This window comes from Mesomycoplasma ovipneumoniae (genome assembly GCF_035918255.1).
Classification (GTDB): domain Bacteria; phylum Bacillota_I; class Bacilli_A; order Mycoplasmatales; family Metamycoplasmataceae; genus Mesomycoplasma; species Mesomycoplasma ovipneumoniae_A.
In genome coordinates this window covers 71,659-94,114 of record NZ_CP142136.1, presented here as the reverse complement: position 1 = coordinate 94,114, position 22,456 = coordinate 71,659, and the positions used below count along the sequence as shown (strand labels likewise).

Annotated in this window: 23 protein-coding genes; 6 read left to right on the top strand and 17 right to left on the bottom strand. The window is 28.5% G+C overall.

Going from position 1 to position 22,456, the window contains the following annotated elements; genetic code table 4:
* Positions 1 to 882: 882 nt before the first annotated feature.
* The 6 genes from rpmB to U3G01_RS00400 form a co-directional block, all read right to left on the bottom strand.
* Positions 883 to 1,077 (bottom strand): 50S ribosomal protein L28, encoded by a 195-nt coding sequence (rpmB, locus tag U3G01_RS00425; protein WP_010321263.1) that lies wholly within the window; start codon positions 1,075 to 1,077, stop codon positions 883 to 885.
* 27 nt (positions 1,078 to 1,104) lie between these two features.
* Positions 1,105 to 1,461 (bottom strand): 50S ribosomal protein L20, encoded by a 357-nt coding sequence (gene rplT / locus U3G01_RS00420; RefSeq protein WP_069096580.1) that lies wholly within the window; start codon positions 1,459 to 1,461, stop codon positions 1,105 to 1,107.
* A gap of 61 nt (positions 1,462 to 1,522) precedes the next feature.
* Positions 1,523 to 1,717, bottom strand: a complete 195-nt coding sequence (gene rpmI / locus U3G01_RS00415; RefSeq protein WP_010321261.1) for a 50S ribosomal protein L35 — start codon at positions 1,715 to 1,717, stop codon at positions 1,523 to 1,525.
* Positions 1,710 to 2,360, bottom strand: a complete 651-nt coding sequence (gene infC / locus U3G01_RS00410; protein WP_010321260.1) for a translation initiation factor IF-3 — start codon at positions 2,358 to 2,360, stop codon at positions 1,710 to 1,712. Before infC ends, rpmI begins: the two co-directional genes overlap by 8 nt.
* Positions 2,361 to 2,590: 230 nt before the next feature.
* Entirely contained in the window at positions 2,591 to 4,027 is a 1,437-nt protein-coding gene (pyk, locus tag U3G01_RS00405) for a pyruvate kinase (RefSeq protein ID WP_255030867.1), read from the bottom strand.
* An 89-nt stretch (positions 4,028 to 4,116) separates the two neighbouring features.
* Entirely contained in the window at positions 4,117 to 4,908 is a 792-nt protein-coding gene (locus U3G01_RS00400) for a leucine-rich repeat domain-containing protein (protein ID WP_255030865.1), read from the bottom strand.
* A gap of 75 nt (positions 4,909 to 4,983) precedes the next feature.
* On the opposite strand from U3G01_RS00400, the gene U3G01_RS00395 reads away from it, so the two are divergent.
* A complete protein-coding gene (locus tag U3G01_RS00395; protein WP_010321257.1) occupies positions 4,984 to 5,259 on the top strand; it encodes a hypothetical protein in 276 nt (91 codons plus the stop codon).
* Between the two features lie 47 nt (positions 5,260 to 5,306).
* On the opposite strand, the gene U3G01_RS00390 is transcribed toward U3G01_RS00395, so the two are convergent.
* Entirely contained in the window at positions 5,307 to 6,377 is a 1,071-nt protein-coding gene (locus U3G01_RS00390; RefSeq protein WP_255030864.1) for a M42 family metallopeptidase, read from the bottom strand.
* 46 nt (positions 6,378 to 6,423) lie between these two features.
* Complete coding sequence (locus U3G01_RS00385; protein WP_255030863.1) at positions 6,424 to 7,083, bottom strand: uracil-DNA glycosylase; 660 nt, start codon at positions 7,081 to 7,083, stop codon at positions 6,424 to 6,426.
* Positions 7,084 to 7,246: 163 nt separating this feature from the next.
* Here U3G01_RS00385 and rplU point away from each other — a divergent pair, with 163 nt between their 5' ends.
* From rplU to U3G01_RS00370, 3 genes are all read left to right on the top strand, one after another.
* Positions 7,247 to 7,546 carry a 50S ribosomal protein L21 gene (rplU, locus tag U3G01_RS00380; protein ID WP_255030862.1) on the top strand — a complete coding sequence of 100 codons (300 nt, stop codon included), beginning with the start codon at positions 7,247 to 7,249 and terminating at the stop codon, positions 7,544 to 7,546.
* A gap of 7 nt (positions 7,547 to 7,553) precedes the next feature.
* A complete protein-coding gene (gene rpmA / locus U3G01_RS00375) occupies positions 7,554 to 7,808 on the top strand; it encodes a 50S ribosomal protein L27 (protein WP_010321253.1) in 255 nt (84 codons plus the stop codon).
* A 72-nt stretch (positions 7,809 to 7,880) separates the two neighbouring features.
* A complete protein-coding gene (locus tag U3G01_RS00370) occupies positions 7,881 to 8,213 on the top strand; it encodes a transposase (protein WP_255030861.1) in 333 nt (110 codons plus the stop codon).
* 161 nt (positions 8,214 to 8,374) lie between these two features.
* Here the strand turns inward: U3G01_RS00370 and U3G01_RS00365 are convergent, their stop codons facing one another.
* From U3G01_RS00365 to pyrH, 9 genes are all read right to left on the bottom strand, one after another.
* Positions 8,375 to 9,664, bottom strand: coding sequence for a glucose-6-phosphate isomerase (locus tag U3G01_RS00365; protein WP_255030860.1), 1,290 nt, complete (start codon positions 9,662 to 9,664; stop codon positions 8,375 to 8,377).
* Positions 9,618 to 9,911, bottom strand: coding sequence for a hypothetical protein (locus U3G01_RS00360; protein ID WP_141557552.1), 294 nt, complete (start codon positions 9,909 to 9,911; stop codon positions 9,618 to 9,620). Before U3G01_RS00360 ends, U3G01_RS00365 begins: the two co-directional genes overlap by 47 nt.
* Before the next feature lie 666 nt (positions 9,912 to 10,577).
* A complete protein-coding gene (locus U3G01_RS00355; protein ID WP_255030859.1) occupies positions 10,578 to 11,126 on the bottom strand; it encodes a hypothetical protein in 549 nt (182 codons plus the stop codon).
* Positions 11,127 to 11,622: 496 nt separating this feature from the next.
* Entirely contained in the window at positions 11,623 to 12,162 is a 540-nt protein-coding gene (locus tag U3G01_RS00350; RefSeq protein ID WP_255030858.1) for a hypothetical protein, read from the bottom strand.
* A gap of 385 nt (positions 12,163 to 12,547) precedes the next feature.
* Positions 12,548 to 13,459, bottom strand: coding sequence for a hypothetical protein (locus tag U3G01_RS00345; RefSeq protein WP_255030857.1), 912 nt, complete (start codon positions 13,457 to 13,459; stop codon positions 12,548 to 12,550).
* A gap of 294 nt (positions 13,460 to 13,753) precedes the next feature.
* Complete coding sequence (locus U3G01_RS00340) at positions 13,754 to 18,145, bottom strand: PolC-type DNA polymerase III (RefSeq protein ID WP_255030856.1); 4,392 nt, start codon at positions 18,143 to 18,145, stop codon at positions 13,754 to 13,756.
* A 34-nt stretch (positions 18,146 to 18,179) separates the two neighbouring features.
* Positions 18,180 to 19,103 carry a phosphatidate cytidylyltransferase gene (locus tag U3G01_RS00335; protein WP_255030854.1) on the bottom strand — a complete coding sequence of 308 codons (924 nt, stop codon included), beginning with the start codon at positions 19,101 to 19,103 and terminating at the stop codon, positions 18,180 to 18,182.
* 3 nt (positions 19,104 to 19,106) lie between these two features.
* Positions 19,107 to 19,667, bottom strand: a complete 561-nt coding sequence (locus U3G01_RS00330) for a ribosome-recycling factor (RefSeq protein WP_069097869.1) — start codon at positions 19,665 to 19,667, stop codon at positions 19,107 to 19,109.
* Between the two features lies 1 nt (position 19,668).
* Positions 19,669 to 20,379: a UMP kinase gene (gene pyrH, locus U3G01_RS00325; RefSeq protein ID WP_069099702.1), complete on the bottom strand. Its 711-nt coding sequence runs from the start codon at positions 20,377 to 20,379 to the stop codon at positions 19,669 to 19,671.
* Positions 20,380 to 20,532: 153 nt separating this feature from the next.
* Between pyrH and U3G01_RS00320 the strand changes: the two genes are divergently transcribed.
* Positions 20,533 to 21,888 (top strand): hypothetical protein, encoded by a 1,356-nt coding sequence (locus tag U3G01_RS00320; RefSeq protein WP_255030852.1) that lies wholly within the window; start codon positions 20,533 to 20,535, stop codon positions 21,886 to 21,888.
* A 34-nt stretch (positions 21,889 to 21,922) separates the two neighbouring features.
* On the top strand, positions 21,923 to 22,450 hold the full coding sequence (locus U3G01_RS00315; RefSeq protein ID WP_255030849.1) for a hypothetical protein: 528 nt from the start codon (positions 21,923 to 21,925) through the stop codon (positions 22,448 to 22,450).
* Positions 22,451 to 22,456 lie beyond the last annotated feature (6 nt).

The window sequence follows — 22,456 nt, the reverse complement described above, 5'->3', positions numbered from 1 at the left end:
ATGAAAAGACTAATTATTATTGGGTAGTTATGTTTATATTTTCAACAAATTTTTCTTGATTTCTTCCTCTTTTTTTTACAATTTTCAGTGTCAACAAGAACAGAATTTACAAAAGATTCTAAATTAAAATTTTCTAAAAATTCAAAGGTTGTGGTTTTATTTTTCAAATCGTATTTTCAGTATAAAAATTTCTTAAAAAAGTAAATAACAAATTTTGCTCAAAAAGCATTTAAAAAGAATCCAAAAAATGCAATGAAAGAATATATCGTAACATTCACAATATTCGGAAATCAAATATTATAGTCATAAAAATAATTATGTTTATTTTCAAGGCTAAAAATAAAATTTTCACCAAAAGAAAAAAAATGAACTCTGTAAACAAAAATTAACAAAAATAATAAAATGGTCAAAATGATTGAAAATAAATGAAGAATTAAATAGAAAAGTCGTGAAATTAGTCTGGTTTTATAGTATAAAATCCACTCAAAACTGTTGTATTCTACAAGTAAATCGAATAATTTATAATAGGTGTTAGTGCCAAAAAATGGGATAAATAAAATTCAATTGTTGAATTTTAAATTAAAAAATTTTTCTAAACTTTCTTTCTTAAACATTGTCTAATTAAATTGGTAGCCTCTATTTTTATACAAATTTCAAGTTGCAATTTGAATTATATCAATTATACTAAATGTGCTTTAAATTTGTTTGAAATATATAAAATTATTAAATTAATTTTAACATAATTTACTAATTTTAAAAAGTATAAACCACAATTTAAAATAAATTAATAAAAAAAATAGACACACCTTTTTGATGCGTCTAAATTAATGTATTTTTCTTTATTTTTTAAGGTGATTTTTTAATTTATTAAAATTTCAGATTTTAAATTTTACCTCATTTTTGTAAGGTTTTTTTAGTTTTAGCTGAAACTTTAATACGAACTTTTTGCCCTGAGGCAGTTTTTAGTACTATTTGTTGTAAATTTAAATTAAATTTACGTTTTGTTGCATTTAGGGCGTGAGAACGGTTATTTCCGCTCATCGGTCCACGTTGTGAAATTGGGTCTTTTCTTGCCATTTTTTTCCTCCTGTAATAAGAAAGGGATTATTTTCGACCTTTTTCTAAAGCAATTTTGATGATATTATCAAATTCAGTTTTGCGATTAATTGCCATTTCAGCAAGCATTTTACGATTAATTTCAATGTTTGCAAGTTTGATTTTATGCATTAATTGTGAATATGAAATTCCTTGGTCACGTGCTGCAGCATTTATTCTACTAATTCATAATTTTCGAAATTCACGTTTACGCTGTTTTCGATCACGAAAAGCATAGGTTCAAGATTTAATTACTGCTTGTTTTGCAACTTTAAATCCGATTGATTTATGTCCTCAATAACCTTTTGCTAATTTTAATCAACGACGGCGACGCTGGCGCGTTACACTTCCACCTTTGACTCTCATAATAAAATTTCTCCTTTTATATAATGTAGTTTCAAAAAATTTAGTGAATTCTTTGAATTAATTAAATTAGTTTTTTTATTCTTTTGTAATCTGAAGGATCGATTAAAGTAGCTTTTCTTGATTGGCGCTTTTGTTTTGTAGTTTTATTTTGCGCTAAATGTGAGCGATATGCATGTCCGTGTTTAATTTTTCCGGTTGCAGTAACCTTAATTCTTTTTTTCAATGCTGACTTTGTTTTTAATTTGATTTTAGGCATTTTTTTCCTTATTTTGAATTTCTTCGTATTCTAAAAGTTCTTTTAGCTGTTTTGAAGAAGTGAATTTAGGTAGTTTTTTGCGATCACGTTCAAGATGCATAACTAAAAAATTACCGTTTTGCGAAATTTCCTTGCTTTTTTTTGCAATGTATTTCAACTGATCAAAAAATATCTCAAGTGTTATTTTACCTTGATCGATTCGGGTAATTTCACGACCACGAAAACGAAGAGCAATTTTCACACGGTCGCCATCAAGAATGAACTCTCTAGCTTTTTTTGATTTTACAAGAATATCTTGCTTGTTAATATTAAAACTAACTCGTATTTCACGGTTATTAGTAAAGGATTGCTTTTCCTTTTCTTCCTTTTTTTTCTTTTTTATGTCGTATCGAAACTTACCATAATCAAGAATTTTTGCTATTGGAACTTTTTGAACTTTTTCATCTTTAGTTTTTACTTCTTTAATTGAAATTAAAACTAAGTCAAGTCCTTTGGATTTTGCAAGTTCAAGCGCTTCTTTAGTCGGAGTTTTTCCAATTTTTTCGTTGTCAGATCCTACTAAAAAAACGTTAGGAAACATAATATTTTCGTTAATTTGGTGATCTTGTTGTGGCTTTCTTTGAAAAAGATTTTTAGGATTCAAAATTTAAATTTATCTCCATTTTCAATGGTTTTTACTATGTTTATACAAAAAATCTTAAAAAGTATTAAATTATAATTTAAACAAAAAAATAATAATCTTTGTTTGCTAGGTAAACCCAAGATCTTGCGATCTTCAGGTGAGAGCAAATCTACTTTCTGCAAATAAAAATTTGCATTATAATTATACTTAATTTTTAAATTTTTAAAAGCAAATTTTTAAAAATTTAAAAATTAATAAACAAATTGCACCATTTTTTCGTTTTCAACAACTAAAAAGGTGTCTCCCTTTTCAGCTCCAAAAGGTTTTAAAACATTACGTGCTAAATTAAAATCGCTTTTTATTGCGTTAAATTCGGAAATAGAATTAATTGAAACAAAAACTGAAGATGTTATTCCAAATCCTGAAATTAATTTTTCATTGTTTACAACACCAATAACGGCGGTATTTGGACGAAACTTAGCTATTGCTTTTAAAAGTTCACCGGTTCTTGATAGAACAACAGTATATTTTATTTCATTTTCATAAGCAAGGTGAGCTAATTTGTGAGCAATTTTTGCTCGAGGACCTTTTGAGTTTTTGGTAATTACTGCCAACTGTTTTGTATAAAAAAGCTTATTATAGAACTCTTTTTCTGCTCTTTTATTAATTACGGACATAACCTGAACTGACTCAATTGGAAATTGTCCTTGAGCTGATTCGCCTGATAACATTGTCGCATCAGCACCTAATTCAGTTGCTCAATAAACATCAGAAACCTCAGCACGAGTTGGTTGAGAAGATTTTTCCATTGAATCAAGCATTTGTGTTGCCACAACAACAGTTTTGCCTGCAAAGCGACATTTTCTAATTATTCTTTTTTGTTGATATGGGACTTCTTCATAAGGAACTTCAAGACCTAAATCACCACGGGCTACCATAATTCCATCAGATAACTCGATGATTTCATCGATATTTTCAAGACCTAATGTTGATTCGATTTTTGAAATTATTTGAATATGAGAACCACCGTTTTCATCTAAAAGTTTACGTAATTCTTTGACATTTTCTGCTGAATTTACAAAGGATGCAGCAACATAATTAATATTTTCTGAAATGCCAAAAAGCACGTCGTTAATATCTTTTTGAGATAAAAAAGGTAATGAAAAAGGAACACCAGGCATATTTAGGCGCTTATTTGGTTTTAAAATGTGAGAATTTTTTGTCTTTACAACAACTTTTCCATCTTCAATTTCAACAACTTCTGATTGTAATTTACCATCATCAAAAAGAACTCTATCGCCAACTTTTAAGTCTTTATCAATTTCGTGTGAAACAGTTATTATTTGGTCAGTTCCTTCAAAATTTTCGTAAGAATCTTTATCAGTTAGGACAGTTAAGTGTTGATTTGCCAGAATTTTTTGCGAACCATTAAGAATTTTACCTACACGGATTTCAGGCCCTTTTGTGTCAAGCATAATTGAAATCGGAATTTGAAGTTCTTCAGAAGCTTTGCGAGCATTTTCGAATTTTTGACGCTGTTCTTCGTATGTTCCGTGAGAAAAATTAGCGCGAATTACACTAACTCCAGCCAAAACTAATTTTTTTAAAACCTCATAATCTTGGGTCGATGGGCCGATTGTTGCAATTATTTTCGTTCTTTTTGAAATATAATTTTTCATTGCATTCATGATTTTTGTTTGTGTCCTTGTTTTTAGTTTTCAAATTGTTGAAAATATATAAAAAATTATTTATAATTATAATATTAAACTAAAAAATATTAGCAAATTTTTAATATTTTTTTCAAAAAATCAGGCCCTGAACCTTCAAAATGAAGATTTTTATCTATTCTTGACTTATTAATAAAAATTTCAAGCTCTTTTTCAGTTTGAAAATGAGGCGAAATTAAGTTTATAGTCTCTAAATTTTCTCAATTGAACGATAAGAAAATTTGGCTAACTTCAAAATTGTCAACAATAATTTTGAAGTTATTTTCAAATTTGTCAAAATTTTTGAAAAAATCCAGTTTAACTTTATAGAAATTCAACAACTTACTTTCATTTTTAAAAGAAAACTCACCAAAAATATCAATTTTTTTTGGTGAGTTTCCAACAAAAGAGTAAATATCAACATTAATTTTATTCGAATTAAATTTAATGGTTTGGATTGCATTATCAGCAAATGAATCAGATTTAATTTGGCTAACTCATTCAGGAATTACAAGGTTTTCAATTTGATTACCTGCAAAAACTGAGCTATTTAATGTAGTTACTTTTTCAGGAATTTTAATATTCCTTATTATATTAGATTCAAAAGCTGAGTCTAAAATAATTTCAACATTTGGGCCAAAAACTACTTCCTCAATTTTATTTAACATGAAAGCAGACTCGCCAATTTTTAAAAGTGAATTTGGCAAAATTAGTTTTTTTATTTCTAAATTCATTCCTGAAAAAGCAAAATCATCAATTTCTTGAAAATTAAAGGATGATAAATCCAAAATTTTTCCTTGCAAAAATTTTGGATTTATAATAATTTTTGATGCTTCATCGCGGGATAATGTGAAAACTTGCACTTTTTTCCTAAATTTTTCCTTTTTTAGATATATTTTGGCCTTTTGACTAATTTTGAACGAAAGGAGATACAAAAAATGAAAAAACAACCAAACCAAAATTTCGTTAAATTAAGCGAAAAAGATAAACATGAAACTGGCGGAGCTGGTGCTTTTGCTGTTATTTCAAACATAGCAACTGCGGTTGGAAAAATAGCACCTGCTTTATTAGGAGCTGCGGCTGTTTATCGAACTTTTACAACAGGATCCGGCGAAATTAAAAGTGACGGTCATACTGTAAAATGAGATGATTCAAAACTTGCTAAAGCAGAAGCAGAAAAAGCACTAAAACAACCAATTTATTTTATTTATTAGCTTAATTACTATTAAATTTTAAATATAACAAAAAGAATTTTAAACTATTACTTATAAATTAATTGTTCATTTTCTTCTTGGCCAAATTCTAAAATAAAAGCCTCAATTAAATCAGTTGCAGCTTTAATGTCAGAAATACTAATTAGGCCATATGTTGAATGTAAATAGCGCTGCGGAATTGAGATGCTAACTGTAGGAGTTCCGTATCCAGAATATTGAAGCTCTTCTGCATCAGTCCCTCCACCTTGAGAAACATATCGGTAAATCGGTATGTTTCTTTCTTTGGCAATTCGAAAAATAATGTCTACAAGTCTTGGATCCATTAATGCGCCACCATCTGCAATGTCAATAGCAACTCCGGCGCCTAATTTTTGCACACCAGGGATTGCATCCTCGGTATCGTGCGCAGCACCTGTATCAATTGCAAAAGCAACATCAGCATTAATCATTTTTGCAACCATTTTTGCACCACGTGAACCAACTTCTTCTTGGACAGTTCCTACTAAAATTGGGTTAGATTTTAAATTTTTATTATGCAAACGATGAGCAAGTTCGTCAATTACAACAACTCCAGCACGGTTATCTATCGCTTTTGATGCAAAATAATCTTGATTATGCATCAAAAAACTAGGATTGCTAAAGTAAATTCTGTTTCCTATTTCAACTGAAAGATCTTGGGCTTCTTTTTTTGATCTAAAGCCAAAATCAAAGTAAAGATCTTTTACCATCAAGGCTTTTTCAATTTTGCTGCGTTCCATAATGTGAATAGAAGTATGACCAGCAACACCGTAAAATTCTTGACCTAAAGAATTTATTAACTTAAATTTAGCACCAATTACAGCATTTCCTCAAATACCACCAACAGATTTTACTTTTATATAACCTTTTTCGGTAATATCTAAAACAATGAAACCAACCTCATCCATATGTGCTGCAACAACTATTTTAGGTCCAGAATTTTGCTTTTTTTGTTGCATAATTAATGAGCCAAAACCATCACGAGAATAACTTAAATCAAGATCAGCAGTTGATCTTTTTAATTCAGCAACAATTTCGTCCTCATAACGGGACATCCCATCAATATCGCAATATTTTTTTAATTTTTCTAATATCTGCATAACAAATTCCTTTAAACGTTTTTGATATAAAATTATACACTTTTTTCTATAAATTCCAATTAATTTGCTCTTTATTTTTTAGTTTTAAAAAATCATTCATTTTTCCAAAAACTCTTGAATTCTCAAGCGACCTTCAAAAACCTAAGGGCGAAGGATGTGAATAAAAAAACACTTTTTGAGCAGAAAAGTTCACATTTTTAAGGCAAGTTTTAGCTTTTTGACCTAAAATTAAAAAGACAACGTCTTTTTTGTTGGCCACTATAAAATTTATTAAATTAAGACTAAAAGTTTGTCATCCTATTTTTTCATGTGAATTAGGACTTGATTCTCTGACAGAAAGAACTGTATTTAGCAAAAGAACGCCTTGTTTTGCTCAATTTTGGAGATTTCCATCTGTTTTTGAAAAGTTTGGATATGATTTTTTTATTTCAGAAAAAAGATTTTTAAGCGATGGTGGTAAAATTTTGGCACGACTGGAAAAAGCAAGTCCATCTGCTTGTCCTTTTTGATGATAAGGGTCTTGGCCGACAATTACTATTTTTAAATTTTCAAGACTTGTTAGCTCGATGGCGCGAAATAAATCTTGTTTTTGCGGGTATATTTGGTAATTTTTGTATTCAACTTCTAGTATTTTTTCAAGCTGTTGGAAATAAGTTTTTTTTGTTTCTTGTTCTAAAAAGGTGGCAAAAGTTAGGTTAGATTTCATAGGTGAAATTATAGCAAACTAAAAAAATAATTTTTTTGATTTTTTAATAAAAGTGGTATAATTTTTTTGTTTATTTTGTTAAACCATCCCATACCAAAAAGGTTAAAATCTAAATAATTTCAGTATTTAGTGCCTTTAGGATGATTATTCATAGGAGCATCTTATGTTTGCAATTATTAAAACCGGTGGTAAACAGCTTTTAGTTGAAAAGGATCAAACAATTTTTATTGAAAAAATTGATAAAAACGAAGGTGAAAACGTAATTTTCACAGATGTTCTTTTTATTAATGGAAAAATTGGATCTCCTTTTGTTGAAAATGCAAGTGTAGTTGGCGTTGTCGAAAAACAAGGCCGTGGTAAAAAAATTGTCGTTTACCGTCACAATCCAAAATCAACTCACAAACGTAAATTAGGGCACAGACAACCCTTTACCCGCGTAAAAATAACAGAATTGAAGGGATAATTTAGAAATGGCAAAGACCAAAGCTGGTGGTTCTACCAAGAATGGCCGTGATTCGATAGGTCGTAGACTCGGTCAAAAAATCGCTGATGGACAATTTGCGCTAACTGGTTCAATAATTTACCGTCAAAGGGGAACTAAAATTTACCCTGGATTAAATGTTGGAATTGGTGGCGATGATACTTTATTTGCACTTGCAGATGGAATTGTAAAATTTCATAAAACTAGAAAGCGCAAATATGCAACAGTTATTGTTAGTGATTAAACCAGGAAAAAAGCTAACACTTTGGGTGTTAGCTTTTTTAAATTTTCAAATGCAACAAAAAGGAGAATACTAATGTCAAGACAGTTTATAAAATACGAGTTTGATATGATTTATAAAATTTACAATGAATTTGGATTGAAACAAACAATAAATTATATAAATGATATTTCGCCAGATACAAATTTTATAACCAGAAAACATCTAGATCTAAGAATCAAAAAAAATATTCGATGCTATAATAATGGTATGCAAGATCAATTGTTAAATAAAAAGGGTTCAAACAGAAAGCCAAGGAGTCGCGGACCTAAAAAACAAATTGAACCCGATTGAAACGAATTTACAATAGAAGAATTAATAGAAATAGCTAAGAGATATTACGAAATAACTAAAGATAAATCAGAATAAATCAGAATCAGGAAAATTTAGTGAAGCAAAAACTAAATATTCCCTACAACGAATAAACCAAGACAAAAAAAGTTAACACTAAGGTGTTGGCTTTTTTTGTCTTGGTTTACTTTTTTAAGATTATCTCATCAAACTGGGAAGATCGGGAAAAGGCAAAAAAATTACTTAGATCAACCTAAATTTTTCACTAGTTCTTTTTTGTAATCTTCAACGCCAGGTTGATTAAATGGATTAACTCCGAGTAAATAAGCCGACATTGCGCATGCTTTTTCAAAAAACATTACTAAATGACCGAATGTTTTTGGCGAGCTGTCTTCAACTTGAATTACAAAATTAGGGTTATTTCCTTGCTCTGAATGCGCTAATGTTGTTGCTAAAAATGCCTGATAATTAATTTCATTTAAGGTTTTTCCTGAAAGTGTGTTAATTTTTGTTTCAAAAGTTGGTAACTTTTTAATTTCAATGTCAAATTTTGGTTTCTTTATATAAATAACGGTTTGAAAAAAATTTTTAGTTCCTGATTGAATAAATTGACCAAGTGAATGCAAATCTGTAGTAAAAATTGCAGAAGCTGGAAAAATTCCTTTTAAATCTTTTCCTTCAGATTCGCCAAAAAGTTGTTTTCACCATTCATTAAAATACATTAAAAATGGCTCATATGAAACTAAAATTTCAGTTTTATAGTCGTGATTTTTGTAAAGTAAAAAACGAGAAAGTGCGTATTTATAGGCTAAATTTTCTTCAGCAAGCGCTTTTGAATAACTTTTATGCGCTTGTTTTGCTCCTTCAATTACCTCAAAAACATCAATTCCAGCAAATATCATTGGGAAAAATCCAACTGATGAAAGAACGCTAAAACGGCCACCAATTGAGTCAATAACTTCGAATGTTTCAAAATTATTTGCTTTTGCTATTTCTAAAAGTTCGCCAGATTTAAAACCTGTTGTAACAAAAGTCCTATTTTTTGCCTCTTTTTCACCAACTTGATCAACTAAAAATTGGTATAAAATTTGAAATGTAACTGCTGGTTCAATTGTTGAACCAGATTTGGAAATAACATTAATTGCGAATTTTTTTGTCTTTAAATATTCAAGTTTTTGGGCTAAATCTGTTGATGATAGCGAATTTCCTAAAAAAATAACCTCAGGTTTATTATCAAAAGGACCAAGACCGCCTGTAAAATCAATAGCAGCTTTTGCGCCCAAATATGAACCACCAATTCCAATTACAACTAAAATATTAATAGAGTCTTCATGTAATTTTTGGATTTTTTGCTGCATTTTTTTGATTTCTTCAAAATTAACAGCAGAATTAGGAAAATCATTCCAACCTAAAAAATTAATATCAGGACTAGATTTTGAATTAATTTTTTCGTGAATTTCAGCAACTTTTTGCTGAAATTCACTATAATTCAGGTTTATTTTTGACTTTATTTCTAAATTTAGACTCATAATTTATTTGCTCCTCGCATAATTTTTGTAGATTTTTAAATCCTGATTGAGTTTCTAAAAGATGTTCGGCTTCATTGTAGTAAATTACTCTACGGCTATCTGAAAGCGATGCTTTTTTGTTAAAATGAGAAATTGTCTCAATTTTTAGAATAAGTTGTTGCCCTATTTGGTAATAATTATCAATTTTTCGGCCATTTGTCAGTTGTTTTGCATCTAAAAAAACAACGCCAACATAGTCATTAGGCATTGAAACCCAAAAATATTTTTTATGTAGAGATTTGATTTTACATAGTACTTTGTCACCGATATCCATATTTTACTCGCTTTTTGTTGTTTTTGTTTAATCAAATAATTTTACTTGTGTTATTTTAGAAATTTTATCAAAAACTCACAGTTATATTAATTTTTTTAGTGTTATATTGTTTGTTTTTGTCCTGGTCTGAAAATCTTCAATTGACAAAAAGGGCCGTAAATTACGGCTTGAAGGATTTTTCAGGCGTTAATATCACCAATTCCATCAACTGAAATAAATTGTGGAATTAAGAATTATTTTTTTTTCTGGGTTTGCCAGTTTGATGTCAAAAAATTAAGACAAAGGGTTGAATTTAACACATGAAATCAGCGATCATATTTAAAAATCGCGGTGGTTTCTAGTGATCAAAATATTTGAAATAGGCATGATTTCTACTTTGATATCTTAATAAATCACTAATAAAATTTGTAATTAACTTTTGACAAAAAAAATAAAAAAGCACGGAAAGGCCAATACTTTTTTAAAATTATCTCATCAAACTCGTAAACTCGGGAAGACTCAAAACAAAATAAATTAGTAGAAAAATTAGCAAAAGTGGCACAATCAAAATCATAGATAAAAACTAGTTATCTGAATTTTTTCTGCTAATTTTAATAATTTTTACCCTTCAAAAAGTCAAAATGTCAGCGATGTTTTTGGGAAATAAAGAACCACAGGAATAATGACATAACCTAGAAAAAGAAATAAGAGTGGTAGTAATCAAACAACAACATCTTCTCGAAAAAGTTCTTTATATAGATTCACATTTAATTGGTCTCAATAATGATATCCAGCAACTAATCAAAGTGGATATCATGTAAATATAAAATGCAATGCTGTAAAAATGAAATAAAATATTAAAAAATATTTTCATTTTTTTGGATTGATTTTTGATTCTGAATTATTAGAATTATCAGAATTAAATAAAAACACTTCCAAAATTATATGAGCATAATATCTTGGTAGATAAGTATCTGTATATCATCCAGAATTATTTATTGACTTAATAATATTTTCAACAATTTGGTCATATTTATGTCAATCATTCATGTCAAAAAAACGTGAATAAAGTTTTCTTTGACACGCAAATTTATAATATCTATCATAATCAAAGTTAGTTAAAAAACCGAATTTATTTTCTGGATTTAGTCGACCTAATTTTTGTTTCACTTTTTTTATTAAATAAAAACGGAATATTTTTTGTAAAAAACTACAAACATATGAATAAGGGAAATAAAAAATTAAGTAAGTAATTATTTCAAACAAATGCAAAATAAAAAAATTGTTAAAAATTTTTGAATAAAAATGTCTTAAAAAATCTCCATTATGACTCAAACTTAGCATTGAAACAATTGCAAAATAAGGAAATGGATAGCTTATTAAAAAAAACAAAATAAGCAAAAAATAGTGCTTTTTTTGCTTATAAGGATTAAACAGAAAAACTAAAAAGAAAAAAAGTCTAAAATACAAAACATTAGACAAAAACGGGATTATTGAAAATTTTTTTGGTATTTTAAGGTTTAGAAATTTTTCAACTCTTGATCAAAAGTTCATTTTAAATTTCCTTGAATAATGTACCGTTATTTTATATAAAAATTCTAAACAATATATTGATTTATTTATAATTTGCCTTTTTTAAACCGCTTAAAATTCAATTCAAGTAATTCTAACTTTCAAATAGTCAATATGTTACTCACGTCTTTGGATAATAAAAAAGTCTAGGAATAAAACTATAACCTATCGCAGGAAACGCTAATACTATAACAAAAACAACATCACTTTCAAAAAGTCCTTTATAAAGATCCTCAGTATTTGACTTGCTTCAAAGAGCATATCCAAAAAACATTCATATAGTGACTCATGAAAATATGAAATGTAGTGTTGTAAAAATAAAATAGATTATTAAAAAATATTTTCAGTTTTTTTGATTAATTTTTAATTCTGAATTTTCAGAATTAAACAAAAAAATTTGCAAGATTATATGACAATAATATCTAGCTACATAGCCTTGGCTTCATCAGCTATGATTCTTTATTGACTTAATAATATTTTCAACATTTTGATCAGGTTTATATCAATTTTGCTGTTCAAAATAGCGATCATAAAGCTCTCTTTTACACGCAAATTTATAAAATTTATCATAATCAAAGTTAGTTAAAAAATCGAATTTATTTTCTGGATTTAGTTGGCCTAATTTTTGTTTCACTTTTTTTGTTAAATAAAAACGGAATATTTTTTGTAAAAAACTACAAACATACGAATATGGGAAATAAAAAAATAAGTAAGTAATTATTTCAAACAAATGCGCTAAAAAATACTTGTTGAAAATTTTCAAATAAAAAGATCTTAAAAAATAACCGTTATCAGTTAAACTTAGTGCTAAAACAAGCACAAAAAAAGGAAACGGGTAGCTTATTAAGTAAAGTAAAACAAGAAAAAAATAATGCCTTTTTTGCTTGTTGGGGTTAAACCGAAAAACTAAATAATAAAAAAGTCAAAAATACACAAGATTAGATAAAAACGGAATTATTGAAAATTTTTTTGGTATTTTAAGATTTAGAAATTTTTCAGCTCTTGACCAAAAGTTCATTTTATGAATTATGTAAGGAAATAACTGATTGAAGAACATCTATTGCAGATAATACAATTACAATTTTGGGGTTTACCCATCTTGTCGGTTTTAGGGCAGCTGTTGCTGCTACTTGAGCTTTTCTTAGTTTATCTATTTGTTCCCCTATTTCTTTAGCCGATAATACAAGACCAACATAAGACGATCCTTTTGAAATAGGATTTAATATATATTGAGTTCATGTTTCTTTAATAGCATCTCAATTTTTGTCATACACAAGAGAATTATAAGCGTTTTTGTAATCAACTGAAAGTCATGTTAAGATCCCACCTGCAAAAGTGCTAACTATTGCAGATGTCCACATTCAAGCTATTCCATAAGCCACTGCAAGAGCGTAATTTATAGCAGCAAATGCAGCAGTGGAAACGTGTTGATCCCAAAGTTTATTTGCAAATTCTTTCATTTTTAAATTAGGAGCGCTCTTAGAAGAAAAGGATTGAGGCTTAACAAGTAAATCTTGATTTTGAATTTTGTTATTTTTTAAATTTTTTGAAGCAAATATTTTTTCTATATTATCGGTGGTAACACCATTTTTTAGTAATTTTTCTTTGGCAATTTTTTCAAAGTTTAAGTTCGGGTTTTGTGAAACTTCATCGATAAAATCTTGAAAATCTTTTTCAAATTTTGAAAAATCCTTAATCTGTTCTTTAGTATTTTCGTTAGTAGAAGAAAAGGACTCAGCATTTTTTTGTTTTAAAGCTGAAATTACTTCCAGAGATTCGGATTTTAATGTTTTAGAGAAAGTTGTCTTAGATATATTTCTATGATTTTTAGCAGTTTTTTCATTAATACTTAATATTAAAAAAGGTAAAGTAACAGCTGTCGCAAAAGTTGTTATTCCAAAAATGATTTTAAATTTGGATAATTTAAGCATTTAAAACCTCCTTAAATTTATCATTAGATATAAAATGTAACTAATTATATTATACTATATTATATTAAAAAGTCATGATCAACTCGATGTTACTTGCAAACTTTTCATCATCTACTTTGATTTTTTGTATTGAATTATTAATTAAAGTTGTTTTTTCCTCAGACCTGTAAAGCATAATTTTTATTTTATATTAGAAATTTTTTTTAATAAAAATTTGGGATTATGTAAAGATTTGACTTTGCATAAAACTTTGTCACCGATATTCATATTTTACTCACTTTTTGTTGTTTTTGATTAGTCAAATAAGTTTACTTGTGTTGTCTTAGAAATTTTATCAAAAACTCCCAGTTGTATTAATTTTTTTAGCGCTGTATTATTTGTATCTGTTCTGGTTTGAAAATCTTCAATTGACGAAAAAGGTCGTAAATTACGGGCTTGAATAATTTTTCGGGCGTTAATATCACCAATTCCATCAACTGAAATAAATGGTGGAATTAATGAATTATTTTCTTTATTAACAATTCAATTTTGTGCATCTGACATTAAAAGGTTAACATTTTCAATTTCAAATCCTCGCAGTTTTAGTTCAAGACTGATTTCTAAAAAGGGAATTAAATCCTTTTCTTTTGGGGTCAAGCCTTGGCCTGATCCGTTTTGATTTGCTTGCCTTTGTTGCAGTGTCAGAATTTTAGCCTCAATTTTGTCTGCCGGTTGAATTAATGTATCAATATCTTTAACATCAGGTCTGATTGAAAAATATGATGAATAAAATGCAAGTGGGTGATATAGTTTAAAATATGCAATTTTTCAAGCTTTCATTGCATAGGCAACCGCGTGAGCTTTAGGAAACATATAGCCAATTTTTTGCAGCGAGTCAATATACCAAGTTGGCACCTTTTTTTCGGTTAAAATATCAATTTCGCTTTGTGTAAGTCCTTTTCCTTTTCGAACTTTTTCCATAATATTAAAAGCATCAAGATGATCTAGTTTCATTCTTAAAAGATAAATCATAATATCATCACGACACGAAATTACCTCGTTAATTGCGTGGTTTTTTTTGGAAATTAGCACTTCAGCATTATTTTGCCAAACTCCACCTCCGTGAGCTAGACCACAAACTGCAACAATATCAGCAAAAGATTTTACTTGTGCAACTTGAAGCATTCTTCTAACAAAAGGAGTTCCAAATTCTGGAATTCCAATTGTTCCTGTCTGTTCGCCAAGCATTTGACCTGGTTGTATACCTAATTCTTTTGCTGAGGTAAAAAGTGATAAGATTTTATCGTCACTTTTTGGAATTTGATCGGATTTTACCCCAGTAATTTCCTCTAAATGAAGCAAAATTGTTGGATCATCATGGCCTAAAATATCTAGTTTCAAAAGGTTGTCATGAAGCGCATTATAATCAAAATGCGTTGTTTTTCAGTCAGATTTTTCATTATTTGCCGGAAAATTAATAGGAGTAAAATCCTCTATTTCACGGTTTTGAGGGATAACTATAATTCCACCAGCGTGTTTTCCTGATGTTCGTTTTACACCTTGGGCTTTTGTGGCCAAAAAATCGAGAAATGTATTTGTAAAATATGAAACTTCACGGTTAAGATCAAATTTTGAATCATACATTGCCCTAAATTCGCCAAGTTTTCTTCCTAGACCAAAAACAGTTTTTTCAGCATTTGTCAAAATAGTTCCAGCACGAAATGTTTTATCTTTTCCAAAAAGATCACGAACAAAATCGTGCATTTTAAGTTGTGTCTCACCTGAAAAATTTAGATCAATATCAGGAACTTTTTCGGCATTAAATCCTAAAAAAGTCTCAAAAGGGATGTTATGACCATCTTTATCCATAAGTTGACCACAATTTTGACATTCTTTGTCTGGCAAATCATATCCTGATAAAAATTCTTGTGAGTCAAAAAATTCCACTTTAGAGCATTTTTGGCACAAATAATGTGGTAAAAGTGGGTTTACATCTGTAATTCCGGTCAAATATGCAACAATAGAAGAGCCTACCGACCCACGAGAATCGACAATTGCACCTTGAGATTTGGCTTCATCGACTATTCGCTTTGAAATTCAATAAACAACGTGAAAACCATGCTGAATTATTGGAATAAGTTCTTTTTCTATTCTGGTTTTGATTATTTCTGGCAATGGATTTCCGTATTTTTTATATGCATTTTTGTAAACATTTTCTTTTAAATTAGTTTCAGAATTATCAAATTCTGGCGGGTGAAGGCCGGGTTTGATAATTTCAATACTATCTGAAATTGAATTAGCAATTAAATTAGAATTTTTTACCACAAATTCATCGACTAATTCAGGGTTTTGTAAAAATTCGAACTGTTTTTTTAACTCATCAGTTGTAAAAAAATGTTTATCAGGAAAAATATGACTGTTTTTAGGGTCTTTTCGTTCTTTTTCTTGATGATCGAACAAATGATGATTGACTCCGCCAACACCTTTTGCATAAATATAAAGTTCATGAAAAATTTTTTCACGAGACTGGCAATAACGAACATCACCAATTGCAACAGCTGGAATTTTTAATTTTTTTGCCAAACTCAACAAGTTTTTTATCAAATCTTCGATCTGATTTTGTGTAAAAATTTCTCGCTTTACTAAATGAACAAACGCAGTTGGAGGCGGAACTTCAATAAAATCGAATATTTTTTCAAATTTTTCAACATTGTCGGGTCCAAAATAAAGTAAATTCTGAATCAAAAGCGAATCGATTCCTCCTGAACCTACCAATAAATCAGGATCTTTTTCCATTTTGTCATAAAAAATTAGCGGACGGGAAATTAAATTTTCTGTGTTTGCTAACGATACTAATTTATAAAGTTTTTTTAGGCCGATTTGATTTTTGGCTAATATTGTCAATTGTTTTGGGAAAACTTTTTCTGGTCGAATATCAAAAATTGAGTTTTTTACTGATGAAAGTTGCTCTAAATCCTGAATATTTTGGTTTTGTAATGAATTAAGAAAATTTCTCCAAACATTGGATAAAATTTGCGCATCGTAATCTGCCCGGTGAGCTACCTCATCATCATAATAAATTTCAAATCTTTTTGCAACATTTTTAAGACTATGACTTTTTTCCGAAGGATTCAAAAAACGACTTACTTCGAGCGTATCAATAATAGGAGTTTCTATTGATTTTTGGGCATGTTTTTTAAAAAATTGATTTAAAAAATTAAAATCAAAATTTGCATTATGGGCCACTAGAACCGAATTTTGAATAATTTTATCTATTTTTTCAACAGCATCACCGGGCGAAATGGCAAATTCGTCAATCATTTCCTGGGTAATTCCAGTAATTTTTGTAATTAAATGTGGTATTTTTTGTGATGGTTTAATAAAAAACTGATGTTTTTCAATTTCAATTCCATCTTTAAAAACAAGCGCACCAAATTCAATAATTTCATTATAATATGATGAAAGCCCGGTTGTTTCTAAGTCAAAAATGACAAATCTTGCTGAATTTAGTTGCTGATTTTTACCGCTAAAATTTAAAACTTTTTCAATTTTTGATGGATATGTTGAAAAAGTTGAGCCGTAAATGGGCTTAATATTTGTAGATTTAATAGCAGAATAAAACTCAGGAAAAGCTTGGACCGAATCTAAATCAGCTATTCCAATTGCCGAATATCCATTTTTTAATGCATGACGAACGTATGCACTTGCACTTGAGATTCCGTCCATAGTTGATTTTCAAGTTCTAGCAGCAATTTCAACTCTTTTTTCACTAGCTCTATCAATATTTTGCTCAGGAAAAAAGTCAGATGTTTCTATTTTAGTAATATCACACAAATTTAGATCAATATTTGACTTATATCGCGAGGTTGTGTCTTTAATTTCAGCGCGAATTTTTACTAAATCGCCAACTTTTAAGTCAACATTTTGATTTGCTCGCAAAAATTTATCAACAACAACTGCTTCTGTGTATTCATAGTCATTTACATAAATTTTTAAAATGTGAGCTCCTTTTTTTGGCTTTATTGTTGAAATTTTATAAATTTCGCCGTGGAATTCGACATTAGAATTTTTATGTGAACGAATAAATTTTAAATTAATAAGCTCAAAATTACTGCATTTTTTCGAGGTTTTTTTCTTGCTAACAGAACTTTGAGATATTGAAGGATCCAAAACATCTTCTATTTCTAGATTTAATTCTTTTTGAGGTGGTAATTGCCTATCTTCAAGTATAAATTCTAGATCTAAATGAATTAAGCCAATTTTTTTTATTATTTTCAACAATTTATTTTCGTACTCTTTAAAAAAATCATGGCTTTCTGAGTCTGAAAAAAAAATTTTAAATTTAGCAGGACCAGCTCTTACGATTTCTTTATCTTTAAAAAAATTCTTAGATTTTGAAATAATTTCCATTAAACCGTTTAGATATTCTAATAGTTCATGATCATGAAAATAATTCTGTTCAATTTCATAATTAAAATTAATTTTGCAGCTTAAAATTGAGGATTTTTTATTAATTGACTCAATTAATTTAATAAATGAATATAAATCAAAAAATTTTGGTAAGGTAGTTTTTTTTAATATTGCAGAAAATTCATTTTGGCCATGATTTTTATTTGAATTTTCGTTTGGAATTACTTGAACATCATCTCAATCTGGCGGTATTTGCCAATTAACTCACTCACAAAATTTTTTGAATCTTACATTCATAGCACCCTCATTCTTTTTTTAAAAAAAGAAAAAATTAAATTGTTAGAATAATTATTGAAAAAGATAAAAAAACAAAACTAATAGAATCAAAGCGGTCAAAAATTCCGCCGTGGCCCTTAATAATTTGTGAAAAATCCTTTATATTCAAATATCTTTTTATCACAGAAAAAAATATGTCACCAAAAATAGCTACAATTGGCAGAAAAATTACTGCCAAAATTTTAAATAATAGTCAATTATTCAATTGAATTCCGAAATTTAGATTTAAAAAAATTAATAAAGTAAAAATTAAGGAAAAAATGAAGGAAAAAATGAAACCTTCCATTGATTTTTTGGGAGAAAAATCAAATTTTCAAGGAAATATTTTTCTTCCAAAAATTGAACCAAAAATATAACCAAAAATATCTGAAATTACGGCGATTGAACCCAAGGAAATAACTAAAAACACATTAAATGTGTTTAATATTCATAAAAATTTGAAAAATAATGTAACTATAAAAATAATTATAAATTTAAGTAAAATATCAGAAAAAAAATGAAATCTAGTTTTTTGTTTAGAATCCATAAATCTGATAACTATTAAAAAAGGTAAGGTAAAAAAAATATGATAATCTGAAGCTTGTTCTTTTAGCAAAAATTTTATTAAACTTCAACTAAACTCGGCATCCTTAGAAAAATAGATCTCATTTAAATTAAAATTTGAAGGTAATAAAAATAGCAAAAAACCCAATAATGCAGATATTACGGCAAAAATTTTTCTGGATTGAAAATGAACAAAAATTTCGTACAAACTATAAAATAGAATAAACGCTAAAACACCAAAAGAAATTATTCGTCCCCAAAAATGTCAATAATAACCTACAAATAAAACTGGAGCAATTATTGCAACAATAAAAACTGAGGATAAAAAGCGATATAAAAATTCTTTAGGTGTAAAATTTGGGAAAAATGCCCGCATTTTTTAAATAGTTTGAATTTCTTTTACTTTTTTTTCGTAAATTTCATCAATTTTTTCCATTTGTAAATTGATTGTTTTTTGAACCTGATTAAGATAATCTTTTTCTTGATCCTCGGAAAGTTCCTCTTTTTTTATTAATTTATTAACATCTTGGCGAATTAAGCGTATTTTAACTTTAGCTTCTTCGTGAATTTTTTTTAATAAATGAACGCTTTCCTGGCGTTTTTGCTGTGTTGGTTCAGGAAAAATTATACGGACTTGGTTAGCTTCTTTTTGAACTTGAGCATCAATTTTTGATGCAACTATTGCGGTTGCAATTTCCTTTACAAGCGACATTTCATACGGTCTTACTAAAAGTTGTAAGGGTACAGGGGTTGAAATTGATGCAATTTCATTAATTGGGGTTAATGTCCCGTAAAAACTAACTTTAATATGGGAAATTAATTGGGGATTTGGTGCGCCAACACTTACTTTTTGGAAACTTTTTTCCAAATAGGAATAAACATCTTGCGCTTTTTGATCTAGAATTTCTTTATAAAAATTGAATTCAATTTCAGATTTCATTTTAATAAACCTCCGTATGTTTGATTTGACCTTTTATTAATTTAACTATGCTGTTTTCTTCTTTAATATCGAAAATTAATAATCTAATCTTGTTATCGCGCGCCATCGAAAAGGCTGTTGAATCCATTACTTTCAGATTTTTTTCAATAACTTGATCATAAGTAATTTTATCATATCTTATTGCATTTGGATTAATTTTGGGATCAGAATCAAAAACCCCGTTTACATTATTTTTACCAACTAGAATTAAATTTGCATCCATTTCAGAAGCAAAAAGGGTAGCGGCGCTGTCTGTTGTAAAAAATGGACGACCTGTTCCACCGACAAGAATTAAAACATGACCATCTGAGAGATATTTAATAGCTTTTTCTCGAACAAAATACTCACAAATTCGAGGATCCAAACTCATTGAAGACAAAACGCGAGTTTTAATTTTCAAATCGCGAAAAACTGAATCAAGAGCCAGTCCATTCATTACCGTCCCAAGCATGCCGATATAATCTGCAGTATTTCGATTTATTCCGTTTTTTGCAGCGGAAGTTCCACGCCAAAAATTTCCACCGCCAATCACAATTAAAATTTTATAACCTAATTTTTGAATTTCTTTAAGTTGATGGCCAATTCGACCGACAAGTTCATAATCAATTGCGAGTGATTTTTGTTTGTTAGCTAGACTTTCACCCGAAAGTTTAATTAGAATAGTTGACTTCATGTTATCTCAAAAAATTTTATTTAATTATACTTTATTTTAATCGAATATTTACAAAAAAGGAAAAATTTAGGAAAAAAGTGTCGATTTTACTTTTTTTAACCAAAAAGTAGCCTGATTATTTAATTATGTATGAAGAAAAAGAAGAAGGTGATCATGATCAAAATTAAGAAAATTTTTAAGCGACTTATTTTGCCAGGTTTAACAATATTAAGCCCTTTTTTACTTTTTAGCCAAAAATCTGGTGATTTTCACCTGCATCAAAACTCAAGTTTTGATTTTAAAGAGCTTGCTTCAAACTTAAATTTTGATGCAAATTTAAATAAAGTAAATAGAAATGTTAAAGTTGGAGTTTTTATTGAAGAAAACGGAGACGAAAATAACAATGATTTTAACAATCTGCAAGCAATTTTTCAGTTTTTTGCCCCTAATTCAAATTTAATTATTTACCGTTTTAAAACAAAGGAGCAATGAGCTAAAGGACTTTCACACTTTGAAACCGTGGGTGTTGAGATGGTTTTACACTTGTATAAGGAAAAAAGGACTTTTTTAAATGATTATTTTTCAAATGGGAGAGACTTAATAAAATTAGGAGATTTTCTTGATTTTTGAAGCGGTAAAACTGGAATAATAAATTTTTTTGACGGAAGTAGAGCTCTAGGCGATGAAATTAATAGTAATTTCAGCTTTTTTGCAAAACAAGACGACAGATTTAAGAAAAATTCGCGGCTTTTTAATTATGTAAAAAATTTTGGCAATAGCGCTGGAGTAGTAAAATCAAACCACTTTATACTTCCAGAATTAAAATTCGGCTATCAGTTAAATGTTCGTGATTCAAACATACAATTTTACTCAGCTTTTCTACTTGCCGCTATTTTTAGCGGGCTTTCATCAAGTTTTGACTCTTATGAAAGTTTAAAAGAAAGGAATCTAAAAATAATTTCAGCTTTATCATTAACAGCTCAACCGTCAGAAAATAGCAATTTAGGATTTAATGGTGCTCATTCAAGTGAAGGTTTTGGATTTATAAATTACAAAGATGCCTATTTTACTCTGGAACAAGGTAATTATTTATACAATAATTATGATGGAAATGAGTATGTAAGTGCGCCTTTTGAACTTTTAAAGAATCAAAAATTTTCAGCAGTTGTTTTTCATGATAAATTTTCTGAAAAAGAAGTTGTGGGAGAATACTTATCGGGATTTAAAGGTTTTTTTTATAATTTTGGTAAAACAATCCGTGATGGAGTGAGTGATTTGCTTTATGGCCAACCAAATTATAAAACAAATGATTTTGATATTTCAATCGAAATTTACCGTGGAAGTTGACAAAAAATTATCGAGGCTAACTCGGATATAAGTCCGTTTGACAAAATTAGCTTTAAATCTTTTGAAGATGGTCAATACCGAATTAGAGTTTCTAATGTAAATTTTCAACCTGATAAACTAAAAAAATACGTTCTGGCATGAAGAAGGTATCCTGCAGAATTTCGTGCTAATGTTTATAGTTAAAAACAAAATTTTGTATTAAAATATACTTTTAATTATGAAATTTTTTATTGATACTGTAAGTCAAGATCTAGTTTTAGCAATTTTTGGCAAAAATTTCGACCTTGTTGATTCTAATATACTTGAAATTAAAAATAAAGTTGATTTGCTTCCCGAATTAGTTCGTAATATTTTGTCAAAAAATAATCTAAAAATTTCAGATTTTAGCGATTTTTACATTAATTTAGGTCCAGGCACATTTACAGGATGCAGAGTTGGACTGACATTTTTCAGAACTCTAGCACAATTAGGTAATATAAACCTCTGAACTTGCTCAACTTTTAATCTTTTATCCTTTAAAAAAAAGGAAAAAATGCAATATTTTATTAGTTATAGTAAAAATTCACAGTTTAGCGCTTTCGCTCATGACGGCCAATTAATCTCTGAAATTTCGGATATTAAGACCAAAAATAGGCCAGATGATCAAGTTGATTACCAATTAATTTTTAATAATTTTTCTGAAGCCCAAAAATTATTTAAAAAAGAGGAAAACATAGTTAATGTTTTCCCTTTATATAATAATTAGTTTAAA